Origin of the sequence: Pseudomonas sp. AMR01, from assembly GCF_041946035.1 — a bacterium.
Classification (GTDB): Bacteria; Pseudomonadota; Gammaproteobacteria; order Pseudomonadales; family Pseudomonadaceae; genus Aquipseudomonas; species Aquipseudomonas antarctica_B.
The window spans coordinates 46782-67395 of the sequence record NZ_JAUTYR010000027.1 but is presented as its reverse complement, the minus strand read 5'-3'; the positions used below and the strand labels follow the sequence as shown (position 1 = coordinate 67395).

Sequence of the window (20614 nt, the reverse complement as noted above, 5' to 3'; positions counted from 1 at the left end):
TCCTTGGCCCAGCGCGGCTAACCCGGCGTCCTGCCGGGTTACCCACGGATTCAAGCCTGCGTGCGGCCAGCGTGGTTGACGGGGCGACTTAGATCAAGGTCAAGGTCAAGATCAAGATCAAGATCAAAAGCACAGCGTCAGCAACCGGTGTTTTTGCGGTATCTATATTCCATCACAGCGCTCGCGTTATATTCGCGGCACTTTAAATGCAGGAAGTTTGAATCATGGCAGGAAGCAGCTTGTTGGTACTGATCGACGATATCGCCGCCGTGCTTGACGATGTGGCGTTGATGACCAAAGTGGCCGCCAAGAAGACCGCTGGGGTGCTGGGGGATGATTTGGCGCTGAATGCCCAGCAGGTCTCTGGTGTGCGGGCCGAGCGTGAGATTCCCGTGGTGTGGGCGGTGGCCAAGGGGTCGTTTGTTAACAAGCTGATTCTGGTGCCGGCTGCGCTGTTGATCAGTGCGTTTGCGCCTTGGGCGGTGACGCCATTGTTGATGCTGGGGGGTGCGTATTTGTGCTTTGAGGGCTTTGAGAAGCTTGCGCATACCTTTTTGCACAAGCGCACCGAGGAGCAGGCGCATCTGGTTGAGGCGGTGGCGGATCCGGCGACGGATCTGGTGGCGTTTGAAAAGGACAAGATCAAAGGCGCGATCCGCACTGACTTTATCCTCTCGGCCGAAATTATCGCCATCACCCTTGGCACCGTGGCGGATGCGCCGTTGATGCAGCAAGTGATCGTGCTGTCGGGCATTGCCATTGTCATGACGATCGGCGTGTATGGGCTGGTGGCCGGTATCGTCAAGCTGGATGACCTGGGCCTGTGGCTGACCCAAAAACCTGGCCAGGCGGCTCGCAGTATCGGTGGGGTGATCTTGCGTGCGGCGCCTTACATGATGAAAAGCCTGTCGGTGATCGGCACGGCGGCGATGTTTATGGTCGGCGGCGGCATTCTCACCCACGGCGTGCCGGCGGTGCATCACTGGATCGAAACGGTTAGCCAGAACACAGGTGGCTTGGCGTGGTTGATGCCGACGTTGCTGAATGCCGTGGCGGGGATTATTGCGGGGGGTGTTGTGTTGGTAGTAGTCCAAGTGGTTGGCAAGGTATGGCGAGCCGCAAAGGGCTGATTCGTTCGTATCGAGTTCAAATTTAACCGAGGTTTAAGCTTAATCCTACAGTTCGGTTTTCCAGGCATTTATAGGATGCGTTGCGCCTCTTCATGTGAAGTGGCGCGATAAAAATGGATCGATAAGGGGTTAGGGATGAACTGGTGTCTTGGAACTATAAAAAACTATGCCAGGTTCAGTGGGCGAGCCAATAGAAAAGAATATTGGTTGTTCGCTTTTGTAGACACAGTGCTTATGTATGGCTCGATAGCTGTTGCGGGCTGGACCGAGGTTGCATCCAGCAAATGGTTTTATATACCGCTGGGTATTTATGCGGTCCTCATGATCATTCCCCGAATAGCAGTAACATTTCGCAGGCTTCACGATGTGAATGTGACGGGGGCTTACGTGCTCTGGTACGCGCTACCCGTCGTGGGCTTTATCATTGTTACCATTCAACTGCTGAAGAAAGGCGATAAGGGCGAGAACAACTATGGGCTGCCATGACGTAATGTTGAAAATGCCTAAACGCGTTTGACTTTTCCTGAAAACTAATAAAAAGGCCATTCTTTCGAATGGCCTTTTTTTATAGCGCTCGGTTTACTCCGCAATCTGCAACTTGCGCGATTCCGTGTAGATGTATCGCACCTTCTCATACTCAAACGGGGAGTTCATCTGGCCGTAGCGGAAGCTGGTCTGATAACGCTTGTCGACGGCGCGCAGGGCCCAGATTTCCGGGTGGTTTTCGCTGACTTTGGAGACGTTCAGGAAGTTGATCTGCGACTCCGCGCTGTAGTCCACCAGCAGGCCGCCGGTGTCGCGCAGGTTGGACGGGCCGAAGATCGGCAGCACAATGTAAGCGCCGCCGGGCACGCCGTAGAAGCCCAGGGTTTGGCCGAAGTCTTCGCTCTGGCGTGGCAGGCCCATGGCGGTGGCCGGGTCCCACAGGCCGGCGATGCCGATGGTGGTGTTGACCAGCAGGCGACCGGTGGTTTCCAGGGAGCGGTGGCCCTTGAGCTGCAGCAGGCTGTTCAACAGGTTGGGCACGTCGCCCAGGTTGTTGAAGAAGTTGCTGACGCCGGTGCGCAGGAAGCTAGGCGTGACATAGCGGTAGCCGTCGACCACGGGCAGGAACACCCATTGGTCGAAGCGGTAGTTGAAGTGATACACGCGACGATTCAACGACTCCAGCGGGTCATAGACGTTGAGTGCGGTCAGCGACGAGCGCTCGAACTCACGCTGGTCCAGGCCCGGGTTAAACTTGAGCTTGGTCAGCGGTTCCTTGAAGCCGTCCGCATCGACAGTGGTCGGTTCGTGGGCCTTGCTGTTGTCGGCATTGGCGACGCCTGCGCACATCAGGGCGGCGAGCAGCAGAAGATATTTAGCCACGGAAGAACTCCAGCATGGCGTCGGCGTTGACGCGGTAATTGAGGTTGCCGCAATGGCCGCCCAGCGGGTAGACGGTCAAGCGATCGCCGAAGGTTTTACGCAGGAACCCGAGGTCGCCAGGGCCCAGGATCACATCGTCGGCGTTGTGCATCACCGAGATTTTCGGGCTGGTGTGCAGGTAGTCCTTGAGAGCGTACAGGCTGACCTGGTCAACCAGTTGCAGCAGGCTGCCGCCGTCGGTACGTGCGCGCCACATCGGGATCACTTGTTCGGTGAGGTAGCAGTCGAAGTCGCACTGCAGCGCACGCTTGAGGAACGGCGTGAGGCTGGTGCCTTCGGTTATCGGGTATTTGGGCGGAATGATCAGGCCACGGCGGTTGATAAGGTCCGAGGTAAAGGCGATGTCGGCTGCCGCGAAGCGGAACGCGGTACCCATCAGCATGGCCATCTGTTCGTTGGTCAGGTGCTGTTTGGAGTTCTGGAAATCGTAGAGCAGGGCGTCGTTGAGGTCGATGTAGCCTTTCTGCTGGAAGTAGCGGGTCAGCTTGTTCAACACCAGCTCATAGAACGTGGTGCTGTTGTTGATGCCCTTGACCTCGGTCTGCACCAACTTGTCGAGGTTGGTGATCGAGGTGTAGAGGTTGACCGGCGGGTTCAGCAGCAGCACTTTCTTGAAGTTGAAGCTGCGACGGGTCTCGTCGAGTTTGGCCACAAATGCCGCGTCGAGAGCGCCGAGGCTGTAACCGCTGAGGAAGAAGTCGGTGATCGGCAGCGAAGCATTCTGCGCGCGCACGGCCTGCATCACGCGGTAGATGTCTTCGGCGTCTTCCTGGGTGATACCCGGGGTGGCGAAGCGCGAGGCGGCGCTGATGAAGTCGAAGCTGGTGGGCGAGGACAACTGCACCACGTGGTAGCCGGCCTGGTAATACAGTTTTTTCAGGAATTCGTTGATGCTGCTGTCATACCGCGCGCCGGTGCCGGCGATCAGGAACATCAGCGGTGCGGCGTGATCCTGCTTGGCGATGCGGTAAGTGAGCTTTTTCACTGCCCAGAAATTGTCTGGCAGGCTGAACTCGCGCTCGGGGCGCATCGTCAGGCTGTAGTCGGACTGGTTTATCTCGTCGTCGTTTGGCAGTTTTGGCCGAAGGTCGGGCGGTGTGGAGGCGATAGTCGCTTCGAACGGGTTCGTCAAAGGGAAGCCATAAGTGGCTTGGTCGATGTCGACCGCCAGTGCTGACGCACTCAAAAATAGGCTGCCCAACAGGGCAACACAGCGTAAGGAACGGAGCATGACTTAATCCCTAAGAGGAAACGTGCTGAATGAAGTTCGCAGGCTAAGACCACCGCGTTGCCACCGAAGTGCCAGCGTTCGGCACGAAAGATCGGAAAAAAACATCGGAATCGGGGTAATAGTAGCGAGACGATACACTTTGCCGCGCCCTGCTGAACAGATATCTGCGCAGACAGCTTGATAACGGCCGCCAGGGCATTAAGCTGAGCGCCGTTTTTGCCTATCGGAGTGCCCCAATGTCCCCTCGTTTGCCCTGGATCCTGCTGCTTATTGCCTTGCCGTTTTGGCTGGCTGCCAGTTATGGCGCGCGTTATGGCTTTATGGAGGATGGTCAGTGGGTTGGCATCTGTGCCGATGAGGCCAGCCGCTGGGAATGCCAGCTGCGTTCGAACCTTGGGCTGATGATTCACTTCAAGGTGCTGGGCTGGGCAGCACTGGTCACGGCGGTGCTGGCATTTTTTGTGCCGGGCCGCTTGGGCTGGGGGTTGGCAGTGTTGGGGTTGGTATTTGGGTTGCCAGCGTTGGCGTTGTACAACACGACGTTTGCGGTGTTGGCCGTTGTGGTTGCGGGGTTGCGGTTGGTCAGGAAGCCTCGGGCTGTCTGATTGACCGTATCGCAGGCAAGCCAGCTCCCACCTTTGACCGTGTGGACACAATCAAAGGTGGCGTGCCCGCGATAGCGGTTTTAAGCCTTGCGCACCCGCAAGCAGCGCCACAAAGCCACGACCATCAGCACGCTGATCACCGCCCAACCCCACGCCTGCTGGTTCAGCAAGCCTTCTTGGTACAACTGCGGCGCAATGCCGGCGCCGATGAAGAAGGCCAACAGGGCGATCTCTCGGCGCGGCCCGGTCACCGGGCGTACCAGATACACCAACGCCGGCAACACCAGCGCTGCACTCGGAAAGCTGCGATAACGCGGGTCAAATACCAACGCCAGCATCATCACCGCCCCGGCGAACCCGGCAATTGCCACCAGCAGGCCCGCGCGTTTCTCCAGCCAATTGAATGCCCGCTCGCGCCAGCCTTCCCGTGAACTCAATGCCAGGGCGGCGTGGGCCAGCACCAGCAGGTTCAAAACGATCAGCAAGCCTGCCCACACCCATTCATCGTTAAAGCGCGCAGTTACGCGAGTTAATTCGGCCCAGGTTCCGATGGAGCAGGCGGCCACCGCGCCGAGCAACGGCAGTGCCACAGCGGCACGTACACTGCGCACGCGGCCGCCGAGCGCCAGTGTACCCAGCAGGATTATCCCGCCTGCGCCCAGCCACAGTGGCCAGTACGGCACATTGGTCACCGGCCCGGCGAGGATGCCCTTGTCCTGGCGGTCTGCATCAAACAGGCCCCAGTAACCGCCAACCGCACCTTCACTGGCGCGTTTCCACGGCTGGTCAAACGCTTCGATCAGGTTGTAGCGCCAGCCATTGGCTTCGGCCATGGCAACAAAACCGCGCATGAACTTGGCCTCGTTGACCCGGCTCGGCACTGCCGTTTCGCGCTGGCGGCCTTCGCTGGGCCAGCCGGTCTCGCCGATCAACACGTCTTTGGGGGCGAATTTGTTGCCGAAGGTTTGGCGCACATCACCCACATGTTTGAGCGCCTGGTCGATGCTCGACGGGTCATCTTCCCAGTAGGGCAGCAGGTGAATGGTCAGGAAGTCCACTGCCGGGGCGATTTCCGGGTGTTTGAGCCAGAACTCCCACACGTCGGCATAAGTGACCGGTTGCTTGATGTGGCTTTTGACTTTGTGGATCAGCGTCACCAGTTGCGTGGCGGTCACTTCCTTGCGCAGCAGTGCTTCGTTACCAACGATGACCGAGGTGATCACGTCAGGGTTGGCGTTGGCCGAGGCGATCAGTTGGTCGACTTCCTTTTCGGTCGCCACGGGGTCACTGCTGACCCAGGCGCCGGCGATCACCTTCAACCCATGTTTGCGTGCAAGATCGGGCAACGCGTCCAGGCCGACCATGGTGTAAGTGCGCACGCATTCAAAGCGGGTAGCCAGCACCGCCAGGTCGGCGGCCATGCGCTCAGGGCGCAGCTTGAACGGCTGGTCGAAGGGCGATTGGTCTTTATCGAACGGCGTGTAGGACACGCATTGCATCTTGTGGCTGGCGCTGGCGACATCCGGCAATACCACCGGGCGGCCGAGGCCATACCAATAGCCGGCAAGCACCAGAAAGCCAAGGATCAAGGCAAGGAAATAGGGCAGGGCAGGGAAGCGGGCATTTGCGGGCATGGTCGGCTTATCTGGGGGAGCAAAGGCGCGCATCTTACCCGGATTTTTGCCGTCCCAGTGGGGCTGCATGATTTTGACATGCAAAGTTCGGGCGGGATTTTGACGCCAGGCCCTCCAAGTCATCCTGCTGGCGATGTGATGTCGTTTCTTGCTTACCTGAGGTCGCAGTCAGAGCAGGTTCCAAGCCCCGTGAGGTTGATGATCAAAGCGTCAGCACTCCACTGATGGGGCAATAGCCGGATTGACGCGCGTGAAGGGGGCGCGGTGCACCCTATAACAACAGGTTGACGTCGCTCGGCATCCGCCGGGCGCAGCACTTTCGGGGAAGTACGATGAAGATGCGACGACTCTTGGGCGCAGCTGCCACTCTGGTAGTTGCGATGAGCTCCACACTGGCCAGTGCCGACAGCAAAACCCTGAGCATCGGCTATGTTGATGGCTGGTCCGACAGCGTGGCCACCACCCACGTAGCGGCAGAAGTGATCAAGCAAAAGCTCGGCTATGACGTGAAGTTGCAGGCTGTCGCCACCGGGATCATGTGGCAGGGTGTGGCAACCGGCAAGCTCGACGCCATGCTCTCCGCCTGGCTGCCCGTGACCCACGGTGAATACTGGGCCAAGAACAAGGACAAGGTGGTCGACTACGGCCCCAACTTCAAGGATGCGAAGATCGGCCTGATCGTGCCGGAGTACGTCAAAGCCAAGTCCATTGAAGACCTCAAGACCGACACCTCCTTCAAGAACAAAATCGTCGGTATCGACGCCGGTTCAGGCGTGATGCTCAAGACCGATGAGGCCATCAAGGCTTATGGCCTTGACTACAAGCTGCAGGCCAGCTCCGGCGCCGCGATGATCGCCGAATTGACCCGTGCCGAAGACAAGCAGGAATCCATCGCGGTGACCGGTTGGGTGCCACACTGGATGTTCGCCAAGTGGAAATTGCGATTCCTCGACGATCCAAAAGGGATTTATGGTGCTGCTGAAACCGTCAACAGCGTCGGCAGCAAGGGCCTGGAGAAGAAAGCGCCGGAAGTTGTGGCGTTCCTGAAGAAATTCCAGTGGGCCTCCAAGGATGAAATCGGCGAAGTCATGCTCGCGATCCAAGAGGGCGCCAAGCCTGAAGCCGCGGCCAAGGATTGGGTCGCCAAGCACCCGGATCGCGTTGCCGAGTGGACTGCCAAATAATCATTAACCCTCTGCAAGCCACGCCGCAGACCTAGTGTGGGAGCGGGCTTGCTCGCGAAAGCGGTGTATCAGTCAGCAGATGTATTGACTGATACACCGCTTTCGCGAGCAAGCCCGCTCCCACATTTTTTTTGTCCGTATTCAGGCTGCTGTTTATTTATTGGCGGTTAAAACTTGCGAAGTTGCCATCTCGATCTACTACTAAGGTCGTCTGGAACCCTTTGTGCAGCCGCATACAGTGGATACGTTCCAATAATAAAAAAGCTGTGCTGCGAGGATAAAAATAATGAACGACAGCATTTACCTCTCGATTCAAAACAGCCCGCGTTTCAAGGAGCTGGTGAGAAAAAGGGAAAGGTTCGCCTGGATTCTCTCGGCGATCATGCTAGGGCTTTACTCCGCTTTCATCCTGTTGATTGCCTACGGGCCACAAGTCCTGGGGGCCAAGATCAGCCCCGGTTCTTCGATTACCTGGGGCATTCCCCTGGGTGTCGGATTGATTGTGTCCGCTTTCATCCTGACCGGCATCTATGTGCGTCGGGCCAATGGCGAATTTGACGACCTGAACAATGCGATTCTCAAGGAGGCTGCGCAATGATCCGGCGTCTATTGGCTGTATTCGGCGCTGCGCTGTTTGCCCCGGCTGTTTGGGCGGCAGACGCATTGACCGGTGAAGTGCAAAGGCAACCGCTGAACATCTCGGCCATCGTGATGTTTGTCGCATTCGTCGGTGCCACCTTGTGCATCACCTATTGGGCTTCCAAGCGTAACAAGTCGGCGGCCGACTACTATGCGGCCGGCGGCAAGATCACTGGTTTCCAGAACGGCCTGGCGATTGCTGGCGACTACATGTCGGCGGCGTCCTTCCTGGGGATTTCCGCGCTGGTTTACACCTCCGGCTACGACGGCCTGATCTACTCGATCGGCTTCCTGGTGGGCTGGCCGATTATTCTGTTCCTGATCGCCGAGCGCCTGCGTAACCTGGGTAAATACACCTTTGCCGACGTGGCGTCGTACCGCCTCGGGCAAACCCAGATCCGCAGCCTGTCGGCGTGTGGTTCGCTGGTGGTGGTGGCGTTCTACCTGATCGCGCAGATGGTGGGTGCGGGCAAGCTGATCCAGCTGCTGTTCGGCCTTGATTACCATGTGGCGGTGATCCTGGTCGGGATTTTGATGTGCATGTACGTGCTGTTCGGCGGCATGCTGGCGACCACTTGGGTACAGATCATCAAGGCCGTGCTGTTGCTGTCCGGTGCCTCATTCATGGCGCTGATGGTGATGAAGCACGTCAACTTCGACTTCAATGCTCTGTTTTCCGAGGCGATCAAGGTTCACCCTAAAGGTGAAGCGATCATGAGCCCCGGCGGCCTGGTGAAAGACCCGATTTCGGCATTCTCCTTAGGGCTTGCACTGATGTTCGGTACCGCCGGCCTGCCGCACATCCTGATGCGCTTCTTCACTGTGAGCGACGCCAAGGAAGCGCGTAAGAGCGTGCTGTATGCCACTGGCTTCATCGGCTACTTCTACATCCTGACCTTCATCATCGGTTTTGGCGCGATCCTGTTGGTCAGCACCAACCCGGCGTTCAAGGATGCCGCGGGCGCCCTGCTGGGCGGTAACAACATGGCGGCGGTGCACCTGGCCAACGCGGTGGGTGGCAGTATCTTCCTGGGCTTCATCTCGGCCGTGGCCTTCGCCACCATCCTTGCGGTGGTTGCCGGTTTGACTCTGGCCGGTGCTTCGGCGGTGTCCCACGACCTGTACGCCAGTGTGATCAAGAAAGGCAAGACCAACGACAAGGATGAGATTCGCGTATCGAAGATCACCACTGTGGCCTTGGGCGCGCTGGCAATCGGCCTGGGTATTCTGTTCGAAAGCCAGAACATCGCGTTCATGGTCGGCCTGGCGTTCTCGATTGCTGCCAGCTGTAACTTCCCGGTGCTGCTGCTTTCCATGTACTGGAAAAACCTCACCACCCGTGGCGCGATGATTGGTGGCTGGCTGGGCTTGATCAGTGCCGTTGGCCTGATGGTGCTGGGCCCGACCATCTGGGTCTCGATCCTGCACCATGAAAAAGCCATCTTCCCGTATGAATACCCTGCGCTGTTTTCGATGATCATTGCGTTCGTCGGCATCTGGTTCTTCTCCATCACCGACAAGTCGGCGGCGGCGGCGAAAGAGCGTGCGTTGTACTTCCCGCAGTTTGTGCGTTCGCAAACTGGCCTGGGGGCGAGCGGGGCGGTTAATCACTAAGGTTGTAGCGGGATAAAGAAATGCCCCGGTCGAAAGGCCGGGGCATTTTTTTTTTGCCTGGGGTTTTGTGGTGTTCGGGCCATGGTCATCGGGAGCAAGCCCCCTCCCACATTTAACCGAGTACATACTTTGGACGGCAGTCAAATGTGGGAGGGGGCTTGCTCCCGATGGCGATAGACCGGGCAACACAAACAAAAACGGCCTCCACTGAGGGAGGCCGTTCTCTTTGCAAACAAGCACTTAGATGCTTACTTGCGATCTTCCAGCTTGGTGATGTCACGCGACTCGTAGCCGGTGTACAGCTGGCGCGGGCGGCCAATCTTGTACGGGCTGGAGAGCATTTCTTTCCAGTGCGAGATCCAGCCGACGGTCCGCGCCAGGGCGAAGATCACGGTGAACATGCTGGTTGGAATGCCGATCGCCTTGAGGATGATCCCCGAGTAGAAGTCGACGTTCGGGTACAGCGAGCGTTCGATGAAGTAGGGGTCGGTCAGGGCGATCTCTTCCAGGCGCATGGCCAGTTCGAGTTGCGGATCGTTCTTGATGCCCAGTTCCTTCAACACTTCGTCGCAGGTCTTCTTCATGACAGTGGCGCGCGGGTCACGGTTCTTGTAGACCCGGTGACCGAAGCCCATCAACTTGAACGGATCGTTCTTGTCCTTGGCCTTGGCGATGAACGTGTCGATGTTCGAGACATCGCCGATTTCATCGAGCATGGTCAACACGGCTTCGTTTGCACCGCCGTGGGCAGGGCCCCACAGTGCGGCGATACCGGCGGCGATACAGGCGAACGGGTTGGCACCCGAAGAGCCCGCCAGGCGCACGGTGGACGTCGAGGCGTTCTGTTCGTGGTCGGCGTGGAGGATAAAGATCTTGTCCATCGCGGCGGCCAGCACCGGGCTGATCGGTTTGATCTCGCACGGCGTGTTGAACATCATGTGCAGGAAGTTTTCCGCGTACGACAGGTCGTTGCGCGGGTACATCATGGGTTGACCCATGGAGTACTTGTAAACCATTGCGGCCAGGGTCGGCATCTTGGCAACCAGGCGGATCGCGGAAATTTCGCGATGCTGCGGGTTATTGATGTCGAGGGAGTCGTGATAGAAGGCCGACAGGGCGCCAACCACGCCGCACATCACGGCCATCGGGTGGGCGTCGCGACGGAAGCCGTTGAAGAAGGTCTTCAACTGCTCGTGAACCATGGTGTGGTTCTTCACATTACCGACAAAGGTGGCTTTCTGCTCAGCGGTTGGCAATTCGCCATTCAGCAGCAGATAGCAGGTTTCAAGGTAGTCCGACTTTTCAGCCAGTTGCTCGATCGGGTAGCCCCGGTGAAGCAGAATGCCATTATCGCCATCGATATAGGTGATCTTCGACTCGCAGGAAGCGGTCGACATGAAGCCTGGGTCGAATGTGAAACGGCCCGTGGCCGTCAGGCCCCGTACGTCAATAACATCGGGACCAACGGTGCCGGTTAAAATGGGCAGCTCGACGGGGGCTGCGCCCTCGATGATCAACTGCGCTTTTTTGTCAGCCATGTGGCCTCCTATTTATGCTTCAAATCATCAGACAGACCCCCCACGCAGGGCCCGCACCACTATAGTGAGATAAATTCAGATGTCAATTTGCCTAAAGTCTTGCTCCAGAAGGCTTTAACCGTACTTTTTCGTCGAAATTGACTGCCGTTTACGCCTTTTATCCCTCCAGCGCAATCAGCTATTAGGGTGAGGAGCGCGCGTTGTCATTAGTAACCTAACTGTCTATACTCGGCCACCGACCGCCAAGGGCTTTTGGGCTTGCTTTCATTGGGGGTCGCACTCCCTGGGTGGTGCTTACCTGACCAGTGCACTCCCCGACAACTTTGCCCTGATTGTTAGGGGCTCTTAAGTGTGAAAAAAGCCGTGAATAGCCAACGACCTGTAAACCTAGACCTAAGGACCATCAAACTCCCCATCACCGGCGTTACGTCGTTCCTGCACCGTGTTTCCGGCATCATCCTGTTCCTGGGCCTTGGCATCATGCTCTATGCATTGGGCAAATCCCTGGGTTCTGAGGAAGGTTTCGCCGAGGTGAAGGCATGCTTGACCAGCCCGCTGGCCAAGTTCGTAGCATGGGGCCTCCTTTCTGCTCTGCTGTATCACCTGGTAGCCGGCGTGCGCCACTTGATTATGGATGCGGGCATCGGTGAGACGCTGGAAGGCGGCCGCCTGGGCTCGAAAATCATCATCGCCATTTCCGTGGTGCTGATCGTTCTCGCAGGAGTTTGGATATGGTAACCAGCGTTACGAACCTATCGCGTTCGGGCCTCTATGACTGGATGGCACAGCGCGTGTCTGCGGTTGTTCTCGCGGCTTATTTCATCTTCCTCATCGGATACCTCGTCGCGCACCCGGGCATCAGCTTCGAGCAATGGCACGGCCTGTTCGCCCACAATGCGATGCGAATCTTCAGTCTGCTGGCCCTTGTAGCCCTGGGCGCACACGCCTGGGTTGGCATGTGGACCATCGCCACCGACTACCTGACGCCGATGGCGCTGGGCAAGTCTGCGACCGCAGTCCGTTTCCTCTTCCAGGCAGTCTGCGGCATTGCGATGTTCGCTTACTTCGTCTGGGGTGTGCAGATTCTTTGGGGTATCTGATCCATGGCTAACATTCCAACTATTTCCTTCGACGCCATCATCATTGGTGGCGGCGGTGCTGGCATGCGCGCAGCGCTGCAGCTGGCTCAGGGCGGTCACAAGACTGCCGTGATCACCAAAGTGTTCCCGACGCGTTCCCACACCGTATCGGCTCAGGGTGGCATCACCTGCGCCATCGCCTCTGCCGATCCGAACGATGACTGGCGCTGGCACATGTACGATACCGTCAAGGGTTCCGACTACATCGGTGACCAGGACGCTATCGAATACATGTGTCAGGAAGGCCCGGCTGCGGTCTACGAGCTGGACCACATGGGCATGCCGTTCTCGCGTACCGAACAGGGCCGTATCTATCAGCGCCCATTCGGCGGTCAGTCCAAGGATTACGGTAAAGGCGGGCAGGCTGCCCGTACCTGCGCCGCGTCCGACCGTACCGGTCACGCGTTGCTGCACACCCTTTATCAGGGCAACCTGAAAGCCGGTACCACGTTCCTGAACGAGTACTACGCGGTTGATCTGGTGAAGAATGCCGACGGCGCCTTCGTCGGCGTAATCGCTATCTGCATCGAAACCGGTGAAACCACCTACATCCGCGCCAAGGCTACTGTTCTGGCTACCGGAGGTGCAGGCCGTATCTACGCGTCGACCACCAACGCCCTGATCAACACCGGTGACGGCGTCGGCATGGCTCTGCGTGCTGGCGTGCCGGTACAAGACATTGAAATGTGGCAGTTCCACCCGACCGGTATCGCCGGCGCCGGCGTACTGGTTACCGAAGGTTGCCGTGGTGAAGGTGGATACCTGATCAACAAGCACGGCGAGCGTTTCATGGAGCGTTATGCTCCGAACGCGAAAGACCTGGCCGGTCGTGACGTTGTTGCGCGTTCGATGGTTAAGGAAATCATCGCCGGTAACGGCTGTGGCCCGAACGGCGACCACGTACTGCTCAAGCTCGATCACCTCGGTGAAGAAGTGCTGCACAGCCGCCTGCCAGGTATCTGCGAGCTGTCCAAGACTTTTGCACACGTTGACCCAGTGGTTGCTCCGGTTCCGGTTGTTCCAACTTGCCACTACATGATGGGCGGAGTGCCGACCAACATTCATGGCCAGGCGATCACCCAGAACGCTGAAGGCGTGGACGAGATCATCCATGGCCTGTTCGCGGTAGGCGAAGTGGCGTGCGTATCGGTACACGGTGCCAACCGTCTGGGCGGCAACTCGCTGCTCGACCTGGTGGTATTCGGCCGCGCTGCCGGCCTGCACCTCGAGAAAGCGCTGACCGACGGTATCGAATACGATGACGCGACCGACGCCAACATCGAAGCCGCCCTGGCCCGTCTGAACGCTCTGAACGAGCGCACTGATGGCGAAGACGTGGCTACCTTGCGTCGTGAGCTGCAAAACTGCATGCAGAACTACTTCGGTGTGTTCCGCACCGGCGAATACATGCAGAAAGGTATTGCCCAGCTGGCCGACCTGCGCGTGCGCATCTCCAACGTCAAGATCAACGATAAGAGCCAGGCGTTCAACACCGCTCGTATCGAAGCCCTTGAGCTGCAAAACCTGCTGGAAGTCGCTGAAGCGACGGCGATCGCCGCCGAGGTTCGTAAAGAATCCCGTGGTGCTCACGCTCGTGAAGACTTTGAAGACCGCGACGACGAAAACTGGTTGTGCCACACCCTGTTCTTCCCGGGTGACAAGCGCGTAACCAAACGTGCCGTCAACTTCTCGCCGAAGACGGTGCCGACGTTTGAACCGAAGATTCGGACTTACTAAGGGTGGCTGCCATGTTGAAAGTCAGTGTTTATCGCTACAACCCTGATCAGGACGCTGCGCCGTTCATGCAGGAATTCCAGGTCGATACCGGTGGTAAAGACCTGATGGTGCTGGACGTGCTGGCCCTGATCAAAGAGCAGGACGAGGGGTTCTCCTATCGTCGCTCTTGCCGTGAAGGTGTGTGCGGTTCCGACGGCATGAACATCAACGGCAAAAACGGCCTGGCGTGCATCACGCCGCTGTCCGCCGTGGTCAAAGGTAACAAGCTGATCGTTCGTCCTCTGCCAGGTTTGCCGGTTATCCGTGACCTTGTTGTCGATATGAGCATCTTCTACAAGCAATACGAGAAAGTTAAGCCATTCCTGCAGAACGACACGCCGGCTCCGGCCATCGAACGTCTGCAGTCCCCTGAAGAGCGTGAAAAACTCGACGGTCTGTACGAGTGCATCCTGTGCGCTTGCTGCTCGACTTCGTGCCCGTCCTTCTGGTGGAACCCGGACAAGTTCCTGGGTCCAGCCGCTCTGCTGCAAGCGTATCGCTTCCTGGCAGACAGCCGTGACACCAAGCGGACCGAGCGTCTGGCTTCACTGGATGACCCGTTCAGCGTATTCCGCTGCCGCGGGATCATGAACTGCGTCAACGTGTGTCCCAAAGGCCTGAACCCGACTAAGGCCATTGGTCACATCCGTAACATGCTGCTGCAAAGCGGCGTGTAACAGACGTTGTAACAAAGCAGGACCGTTGTGCCCGTAAATGCTGCGGCGCAGGCTTCAACCGGCGCCGTAGTTTTAACTTGAGCAGCGACTTACAAAGCCGCAGCTCTTATTTTGAAGAAATGAGACAAGCAGGGGCATTCGGGTTGGTACCCGAACTATCAGCGTGATCCTAAGTGGCTTGTTTTGGTCGCTGCACTTGGCCTTTTGCAAGCAAACTCGGTGTTTTCGCCGGTGGTGTCCCCAAATCGAGGGTGACCAAGCATGCAAGAAAGCGTGATGCAGCGCATGTGGAACAGCGGCTATCTTTCAGGTGGTAACGCTGCCTATGTGGAAGAGCTTTATGAGCTCTACCTGCACGACCCTAACGCTGTGCCAGAAGAATGGCGCACCAAATTTCAGACGTTGTCTTCAGACGGCAACGCTGCCACCGATGTATCGCACGCAACGATTCGCGATCAATTTGTGCTGCTGGCAAAGAACCAGCGCCGCGCCCAACCGGTTTCCGCCGGCAGCGTGAGCAGTGAGCATGAGAAGAAGCAAGTTGAAGTATTGCGACTGATCCAGGCCTACCGTATGCGTGGCCACCAGGCGGCCCAGCTTGACCCGCTGGGGCTCTGGAAGCGTCCTGCACCTGCAGACCTGTCGATCAATCATTACGGCTTGACCAATGCCGATCTTGATACGACCTTCCGTGCCGGCGACCTGTTCATCGGCAAAGAGGAAGCGAGCCTACGCGAAATTCACGAAGCGTTGCAGCAGACATATTGCCGCACCATCGGCGCTGAATTTACGCACATCACCGATTCCGAGCAGCGCCACTGGTTCCAGCATCGCCTGGAAGGCGTGCGTGGCCGTCCGGTGCTGTCCGCCGATGTGCGCAGCCACCTGCTTGAGCGCGTGACTGCAGCTGAAGGTCTCGAAAAATACCTGGGTACCAAATACCCGGGCACCAAGCGTTTCGGCCTGGAAGGCGGCGAAAGCCTGATTCCAATGCTCGACGAGCTGATCCAGCGTTCCGGTTCCTATGGCACCAAGGAAATCGTGATCGGCATGGCTCACCGTGGTCGCCTGAACGTGTTGGTCAACACCTTCGGCAAGAACCCGCGCGAGCTGTTCGACGAGTTCGAAGGCAAGAAGAAGGTCGAGCTCGGTTCCGGTGACGTTAAATACCACCAGGGCTTCTCGTCCAACGTGATGACCACCGGCGGTGAAGTTCACCTGGCCATGGCCTTCAACCCATCCCACCTGGAAATCGTTTCTCCAGTGGTCGAGGGTTCGGTGCGTGCTCGTCAGGATCGTCGCAACGATTCAACCGGTGAGAAAGTCCTGCCAATTTCCATCCACGGTGACGCGGCATTCGCCGGTCAGGGCGTGGTCCTGGAAACGTTCCAGATGTCGCAGACTCGCGGCTTCAAGACCGGCGGTACAGTTCACATCGTCATCAACAACCAGGTGGGCTTCACCATCAGCAACCCGTTGGACGCGCGCTCTACCGAGTACGCCACCGACGTTGCCAAGATGATCCAGGCGCCGATCCTCCATGTGAATGGTGATGATCCGGAAGCCGTGTTGTTCGTCACCCAGCTCGCCATCGATTACCGCATGCAGTTCAAGCGCGACGTGGTTATCGACCTGGTTTGCTACCGTCGTCGCGGTCACAACGAAGCGGATGAGCCTAGCGGCACCCAACCGTTGATGTACCAGCAAATCACCAAGCAGCGCACCACCCGTGAGCTGTACGCCGACAGCCTGATCAAGGCCGGTGTGGTGGACGATGCGCGTGTTCAGTCGAAGATCGATGAATACCGCAACGCGCTGGATAACGGCCTGCACGTAGTGAAAAGCCTGGTTAAAGAGCCGAACAAAGAACTGTTCGTTGACTGGCGTCCGTACCTGGGCCACGCCTGGACTGCGCGTCACGACACCACGTTCGACCTGAAAACCCTGCAGGAACTGTCTGCCAAGCTGCTGGAAATTCCGGATGGCTTCGTCGTACAGCGCCAGGTTGCGAAGATCTACGAAGACCGTCAGAAGATGCAAGCCGGCGGCCTGCCGATCAACTGGGGTTACGCTGAAACCATGGCGTACGCGACCCTGGCGTTCGAAGGTCACCCAATCCGCATGACCGGCCAGGACATCGGCCGCGGTACGTTCTCGCACCGTCACGCAGTACTGCACAACCAGAAAGACGCGGGCACCTACATCCCGTTGCAGAACCTGTACGAAGGCCAGCCACGTTTCGATCTGTACGATTCGTTCCTGTCCGAAGAAGCCGTACTGGCGTTCGAATACGGCTACTCGACCACCACGCCTCAGGCGCTGGTGATTTGGGAAGCCCAATTCGGCGACTTCGCCAACGGTGCCCAAGTGGTTATCGACCAGTTCATCACCAGCGGCGAGCACAAGTGGGGCCGTCTGTGCGGTCTGACCATGTTGCTGCCACACGGTTATGAAGGTCAGGGTCCGGAGCACTCTTCGGCCCGTCTGGAGCGTTACCTGCAGCTGTGCGCCGAGCACAACATTCAGGTGTGCGTGCCGACTACCCCGGCCCAGATCTACCACTTGCTGCGTCGCCAGGTGATCCGCCCGCTGCGCAAGCCGCTGGTAGTGCTGACGCCGAAGTCGTTGCTGCGTCACAAACTGGCCATCTCGACCCTGGAAGATCTGGCCGACGGTTCGTTCCAGACCGTTATTCCAGAAATCGACACGCTGGACGCCGCCAAGGTCACTCGCCTGATCCTGTGCAGCGGCAAGGTTTACTACGACTTGCTGGAAAAACGCCGTGCCGAAGGCCGCGAAGACATCGCCATCGTGCGTATCGAGCAGCTTTACCCGTTCCCGGAAGACGACCTGATGGAGGCCATCGCGCCTTACACCAACCTCACGAATGCCGTGTGGTGTCAGGAAGAACCGATGAACCAGGGCGCTTGGTACAGCAGCCAGCATCATTTGCGTCGCAGTATCGGCAACCACAAATCGGGCTTGGGCCTGGAGTACGCCGGTCGTGATGCTTCTGCTGCACCTGCGTGTGGTTATGCGTCGATGCACGCCGAACAGCAGGAAAAACTGCTGAAAGATGCTTTCACTGTTTAACGCCTTCGCGCTGACTGAAACCGAATTTTAAGGACCCACAGATAATGGCTATCGAAATCAAAGCCCCGTCATTCCCGGAATCGGTTGCCGATGGCACCGTTGCCACCTGGCACAAGAAACCAGGCGAGGCCGTCAAGCGTGACGACCTGATCGTCGACATCGAGACCGACAAAGTCGTTCTGGAAGTGTTGGCCGAAGCTGACGGCGTGCTGGGCGCGATCGTTGCTGAAGAGGGCGCCACCGTCCTGTCGAACCAGGTACTGGGTTCGATCGAAGAGGGCGGCGCTGCTGGCGCTGCACCTGCCGCTGCTGCCCCGGCTGCCGCTGCTGCACCTGCCGCCGCTCCGGCTGCTGGCGCTGAAGACCCAATCGCTGCACCGGCTGCCCGTCAGCTGGCTGAAGAAAACGGCATCAACCTGGCGTCCATCAAGGGCACCGGCAAAGATGGCCGTGTGACCAAGGAAGACGTGGTTGCTGCGGTTGAAGCCAAGAAAAACGCTCCAGCTGCCGCACCTGCCAAGGCTGCTGCCCCGGCTGCCGCTGCGCCTGTGTTCGCCGCTGGCGACCGCACCGAGAAGCGCGTACCGATGACTCGCGTACGTGCCACCGTGGCCAAGCGTCTGGTTGAAGCACAGTCGAACATGGCCATGCTGACCACGTTCAACGAAGTCGACATGACCGAAGTCATGGCCCTGCGTTCGAAGTACAAGGACCTGTTCGAGAAGTCCCACAACGGCGTACGCCTGGGCTTCATGTCGTTCTTCGTGAAAGCGGCTACCGAGGCGCTGAAACGCTACCCGGCAGTCAACGCTTCGATCGACGGCACCGACATCGTTTACCACGGCTATGCAGACGTCGGCGTTGCCGTGTCCAGCGACCGTGGCCTGGTGGTACCGGTGCTGCGTAACGCCGAGCTGATGAGCCTGGCTGAAATCGAAGGCGGCATTGCTGGCTTCGGCAAGAAAGCCCGTGACGGCAAGCTGACCATCGACGAAATGACCGGCGGTACGTTCACCATCACTAACGGTGGTACCTTCGGTTCGATGATGTCGACGCCGATCGTTAACCCGCCGCAAGCTGCGATCCTGGGCATGCACAACATTCTGCAGCGTCCTATGGCAATCAACGGCCAAGTCGTGATCCGCCCGATGATGTACCTGGCGCTGTCGTATGATCACCGCCTGATCGATGGTAAAGAAGCCGTGACTTTCCTGGTGACCATCAAGAACCTGCTGGAAGACCCGGCTCGTCTGCTGCTGGATATCTGATTGAAGCAGCTCCAGGTTGCGAGCTACAAGCTGTAAGAGAAAGCAGCTTGGCTTGCAGCCTGGAGCTAGAAGCTTGTCGCAAATAGAGGATCTATTTTCATGACACAGAAATTTGACGTCGTAGTGATTGGTGCAGGTCCTGGCGGCTATGTTGCTGCCATCAAGGCCGCACAACTGGGCCTCTCGACTGCTTGCATCGAAAAATACACCGACAAGGAAGGCAAACTGGCACTGGGCGGTACTTGCCTGAACGTTGGTTGCATTCCTTCCAAGGCGCTGCTGGACAGCTCCTGGAAATTCCACGAAGCCCAGGACGGTTTCGCCATCCACGGCATCAACCATGCTGGCGTGACCATTGACGTACCTGCAATGGTCGGCCGTAAAGCCAACATCGTTAAAGGCCTGACTTCCGGCGTTGCGACCTTGTTCAAGGCCAACGGCGTGATTTCCCTGCAAGGCCACGGCAAGTTGCTGGCCGGCAAGAAAGTTGAAATCACCAAGCCGGACGGTTCGACTGAAATCATCGAAGCCGAAAACGTGATCCTGGCACCAGGTTCGCGTCCAATCGACATTCCGCCTGCTCCTGTTGACCAGAACGTGATCGTCGATTCTACCGGCGCCCTGGAATTCCAGGCTGTTCCCAAACGTCTGGGCGTGATCGGCGCTGGCGTGATCGGCCTGGAACTGGGTTCGGTATGGTCCCGTCTGGGTTCTGAAGTGACTGTGCTGGAAGCCCTGGACACGTTCCTGCTGGCTGCCGACACCGCAGTCTCCAAGGAAGCGCTGAAAACCCTGACCAAACAAGGTCTGGACATCAAGCTGGGCGCCCGTGTTACCGGTTCCAAGGTCAATGGCGATGAAGTCGTTGTGACCTACACCGATAAGGAAGGCGAGCAGACCATCACGTTCGACAAGCTGATCGTAGCCGTGGGTCGCCGTCCGGTGACCACCGACCTGCTGGCTTCCGACAGCGGCGTGAACATCGACGAGCGTGGTTTCATCCACGTTGACGATCACTGCGCTACCACCGTGCCAGGCGTTTACGCGATTGGTGACGTGGTTCGCGGCATGATGCTGGCGCACAAGGCTTCCGAAGAAGGCGTCATGGTTGTCGAGCGCATCAAGGGTCACAAGACCCAGATGAACTACGACCTGGTCCCGTCGGTTATTTATACCCACCCGGAAATTGCATGGGTCGGCAAGAACGAACAGCAGTTGAAAGCTGAAGGCGTTGAAGTTAACGTCGGCACCTTCCCGTTTGCTGCATCTGGCCGTGCCATGGCAGCCAACGACACCGGTGGTTTTGTTAAAGTCATCGCTGATGCCAAGACTGACCGCGTATTGGGCGTCCACGTGATTGGCCCGAGCGCTGCAGAACTGGTTCAGCAAGGCGCGATCGGTATGGAATTCGGCACCAGTGCCGAAGACTTGGGCATGATGGTCTTCTCCCATCCGACCCTGTCCGAAGCGTTGCACGAAGCAGCGTTGGCTGTGAATGGCGGCGCCATCCACATCGCCAACCGCAAGAAGCGCTAAGCGAGATAATAAGAAACCACGGCGGTTGCCCGTCGTGAGCCTTGCGCGCAAGACTCACCGCGGAATGTCCGCTGGACGCAGTCTTGTGCAGCTTTACGGGCCTTGAGCCCAGCAGGCTGTAC

17 protein-coding genes are annotated in these 20614 nt (G+C 58.1%); 13 read left to right on the top strand and 4 right to left on the bottom strand.

Annotated elements, in window-relative coordinates; all coding sequences use genetic code 11:
* Positions 1–224: 224 nt before the first annotated feature.
* Together Q7C20_RS20475 and Q7C20_RS20470 are read left to right on the top strand one after the other, a co-directional pair.
* Positions 225–1130, top strand: a complete 906-nt coding sequence (locus Q7C20_RS20475; protein WP_375069816.1) for a DUF808 domain-containing protein — start codon at positions 225–227, stop codon at positions 1128–1130.
* 135 nt (positions 1131–1265) lie between these two features.
* The gene (locus Q7C20_RS20470) at positions 1266–1616 is read left to right on the top strand and encodes a DUF805 domain-containing protein (protein WP_375069814.1); all 351 of its coding nucleotides are present in this window, start codon (positions 1266–1268) and stop codon (positions 1614–1616) included.
* Positions 1617–1709: 93 nt separating this feature from the next.
* Here the strand turns inward: Q7C20_RS20470 and Q7C20_RS20465 are convergent, their stop codons facing one another.
* Complete coding sequence (locus tag Q7C20_RS20465) at positions 1710–2498, bottom strand: VacJ family lipoprotein (protein ID WP_375069812.1); 789 nt, start codon at positions 2496–2498, stop codon at positions 1710–1712.
* Positions 2491–3789: a serine/threonine protein kinase gene (locus Q7C20_RS20460; protein ID WP_375069811.1), complete on the bottom strand. Its 1299-nt coding sequence runs from the start codon at positions 3787–3789 to the stop codon at positions 2491–2493. The genes Q7C20_RS20465 and Q7C20_RS20460 overlap by 8 nt, the downstream gene beginning before the upstream one ends.
* Before the next feature lie 236 nt (positions 3790–4025).
* Between Q7C20_RS20460 and Q7C20_RS20455 the strand changes: the two genes are divergently transcribed.
* On the top strand, positions 4026–4394 hold the full coding sequence (locus tag Q7C20_RS20455) for a hypothetical protein (protein WP_375069809.1): 369 nt from the start codon (positions 4026–4028) through the stop codon (positions 4392–4394).
* A gap of 80 nt (positions 4395–4474) precedes the next feature.
* Here Q7C20_RS20455 and Q7C20_RS20450 read toward each other — a convergent pair whose 3' ends face one another.
* The gene (locus Q7C20_RS20450) at positions 4475–6028 is read right to left on the bottom strand and encodes a glycosyl hydrolase family 17 protein (protein WP_375069807.1); all 1554 of its coding nucleotides are present in this window, start codon (positions 6026–6028) and stop codon (positions 4475–4477) included.
* Between the two features lie 332 nt (positions 6029–6360).
* Between Q7C20_RS20450 and Q7C20_RS20445 the strand changes: the two genes are divergently transcribed.
* From Q7C20_RS20445 to Q7C20_RS20435, 3 genes are all read left to right on the top strand, one after another.
* On the top strand, positions 6361–7212 hold the full coding sequence (locus Q7C20_RS20445) for a glycine betaine ABC transporter substrate-binding protein (RefSeq protein ID WP_375069805.1): 852 nt from the start codon (positions 6361–6363) through the stop codon (positions 7210–7212).
* Positions 7213–7498: 286 nt separating this feature from the next.
* Positions 7499–7810 carry a DUF485 domain-containing protein gene (locus Q7C20_RS20440; protein WP_003190001.1) on the top strand — a complete coding sequence of 104 codons (312 nt, stop codon included), beginning with the start codon at positions 7499–7501 and terminating at the stop codon, positions 7808–7810.
* A complete protein-coding gene (locus Q7C20_RS20435; protein ID WP_348054643.1) occupies positions 7807–9465 on the top strand; it encodes a cation acetate symporter in 1659 nt (552 codons plus the stop codon). The genes Q7C20_RS20440 and Q7C20_RS20435 overlap by 4 nt, the downstream gene beginning before the upstream one ends.
* Before the next feature lie 248 nt (positions 9466–9713).
* Here the strand turns inward: Q7C20_RS20435 and gltA are convergent, their stop codons facing one another.
* Complete coding sequence (gene gltA, locus Q7C20_RS20430; RefSeq protein ID WP_375069802.1) at positions 9714–11003, bottom strand: citrate synthase; 1290 nt, start codon at positions 11001–11003, stop codon at positions 9714–9716.
* 351 nt (positions 11004–11354) lie between these two features.
* On the opposite strand from gltA, the gene sdhC reads away from it, so the two are divergent.
* From sdhC to lpdA, 7 genes are all read left to right on the top strand, one after another.
* Entirely contained in the window at positions 11355–11741 is a 387-nt protein-coding gene (sdhC, locus tag Q7C20_RS20425) for a succinate dehydrogenase, cytochrome b556 subunit (RefSeq protein ID WP_375069800.1), read from the top strand.
* On the top strand, positions 11735–12103 hold the full coding sequence (gene sdhD, locus Q7C20_RS20420) for a succinate dehydrogenase, hydrophobic membrane anchor protein (RefSeq protein WP_348062637.1): 369 nt from the start codon (positions 11735–11737) through the stop codon (positions 12101–12103). The genes sdhC and sdhD overlap by 7 nt, the downstream gene beginning before the upstream one ends.
* A 3-nt stretch (positions 12104–12106) precedes the next feature.
* Positions 12107–13879 carry a succinate dehydrogenase flavoprotein subunit gene (gene sdhA, locus Q7C20_RS20415; protein ID WP_375069798.1) on the top strand — a complete coding sequence of 591 codons (1773 nt, stop codon included), beginning with the start codon at positions 12107–12109 and terminating at the stop codon, positions 13877–13879.
* Between the two features lie 11 nt (positions 13880–13890).
* Positions 13891–14595 carry a succinate dehydrogenase iron-sulfur subunit gene (locus tag Q7C20_RS20410; protein WP_375069796.1) on the top strand — a complete coding sequence of 235 codons (705 nt, stop codon included), beginning with the start codon at positions 13891–13893 and terminating at the stop codon, positions 14593–14595.
* A gap of 261 nt (positions 14596–14856) precedes the next feature.
* Positions 14857–17688, top strand: coding sequence for a 2-oxoglutarate dehydrogenase E1 component (locus tag Q7C20_RS20405; protein WP_375069795.1), 2832 nt, complete (start codon positions 14857–14859; stop codon positions 17686–17688).
* Between the two features lie 44 nt (positions 17689–17732).
* Positions 17733–18956 (top strand): 2-oxoglutarate dehydrogenase complex dihydrolipoyllysine-residue succinyltransferase, encoded by a 1224-nt coding sequence (gene odhB / locus Q7C20_RS20400; protein ID WP_375069794.1) that lies wholly within the window; start codon positions 17733–17735, stop codon positions 18954–18956.
* Between the two features lie 99 nt (positions 18957–19055).
* Positions 19056–20492 carry a dihydrolipoyl dehydrogenase gene (gene lpdA, locus Q7C20_RS20395; protein WP_375069792.1) on the top strand — a complete coding sequence of 479 codons (1437 nt, stop codon included), beginning with the start codon at positions 19056–19058 and terminating at the stop codon, positions 20490–20492.
* The last annotated feature ends 122 nt before the right edge of the window (positions 20493–20614 follow it).

Excerpts from the sequence above, each read along its gene's own strand:
- Q7C20_RS20475 (WP_375069816.1), top strand. The coding sequence starts at position 225 with ATGGCAGGAAGCAGCTTGTTGGTACTGATCGACGATATCGCCGCCGTG.
- Q7C20_RS20470 (WP_375069814.1), top strand. The coding sequence starts at position 1,266 with ATGAACTGGTGTCTTGGAACTATAAAAAACTATGCCAGGTTCAGTGGG.
- Q7C20_RS20460 (WP_375069811.1), bottom strand. The coding sequence starts at position 3,789 with ATGCTCCGTTCCTTACGCTGTGTTGCCCTGTTGGGCAGCCTATTTTTG.
- Q7C20_RS20455 (WP_375069809.1), top strand. The coding sequence starts at position 4,026 with ATGTCCCCTCGTTTGCCCTGGATCCTGCTGCTTATTGCCTTGCCGTTT.
- Q7C20_RS20450 (WP_375069807.1), bottom strand. The coding sequence starts at position 6,028 with ATGCCCGCAAATGCCCGCTTCCCTGCCCTGCCCTATTTCCTTGCCTTG.
- Q7C20_RS20445 (WP_375069805.1), top strand. The coding sequence starts at position 6,361 with ATGAAGATGCGACGACTCTTGGGCGCAGCTGCCACTCTGGTAGTTGCG.
- Q7C20_RS20440 (WP_003190001.1), top strand. The coding sequence starts at position 7,499 with ATGAACGACAGCATTTACCTCTCGATTCAAAACAGCCCGCGTTTCAAG.
- Q7C20_RS20435 (WP_348054643.1), top strand. The coding sequence starts at position 7,807 with ATGATCCGGCGTCTATTGGCTGTATTCGGCGCTGCGCTGTTTGCCCCG.
- gltA (WP_375069802.1), bottom strand. The coding sequence starts at position 11,003 with ATGGCTGACAAAAAAGCGCAGTTGATCATCGAGGGCGCAGCCCCCGTC.
- sdhD (WP_348062637.1), top strand. The coding sequence starts at position 11,735 with ATGGTAACCAGCGTTACGAACCTATCGCGTTCGGGCCTCTATGACTGG.
- sdhA (WP_375069798.1), top strand. The coding sequence starts at position 12,107 with ATGGCTAACATTCCAACTATTTCCTTCGACGCCATCATCATTGGTGGC.
- Q7C20_RS20410 (WP_375069796.1), top strand. The coding sequence starts at position 13,891 with ATGTTGAAAGTCAGTGTTTATCGCTACAACCCTGATCAGGACGCTGCG.
- Q7C20_RS20405 (WP_375069795.1), top strand. The coding sequence starts at position 14,857 with ATGCAAGAAAGCGTGATGCAGCGCATGTGGAACAGCGGCTATCTTTCA.
- odhB (WP_375069794.1), top strand. The coding sequence starts at position 17,733 with ATGGCTATCGAAATCAAAGCCCCGTCATTCCCGGAATCGGTTGCCGAT.
- lpdA (WP_375069792.1), top strand. The coding sequence starts at position 19,056 with ATGACACAGAAATTTGACGTCGTAGTGATTGGTGCAGGTCCTGGCGGC.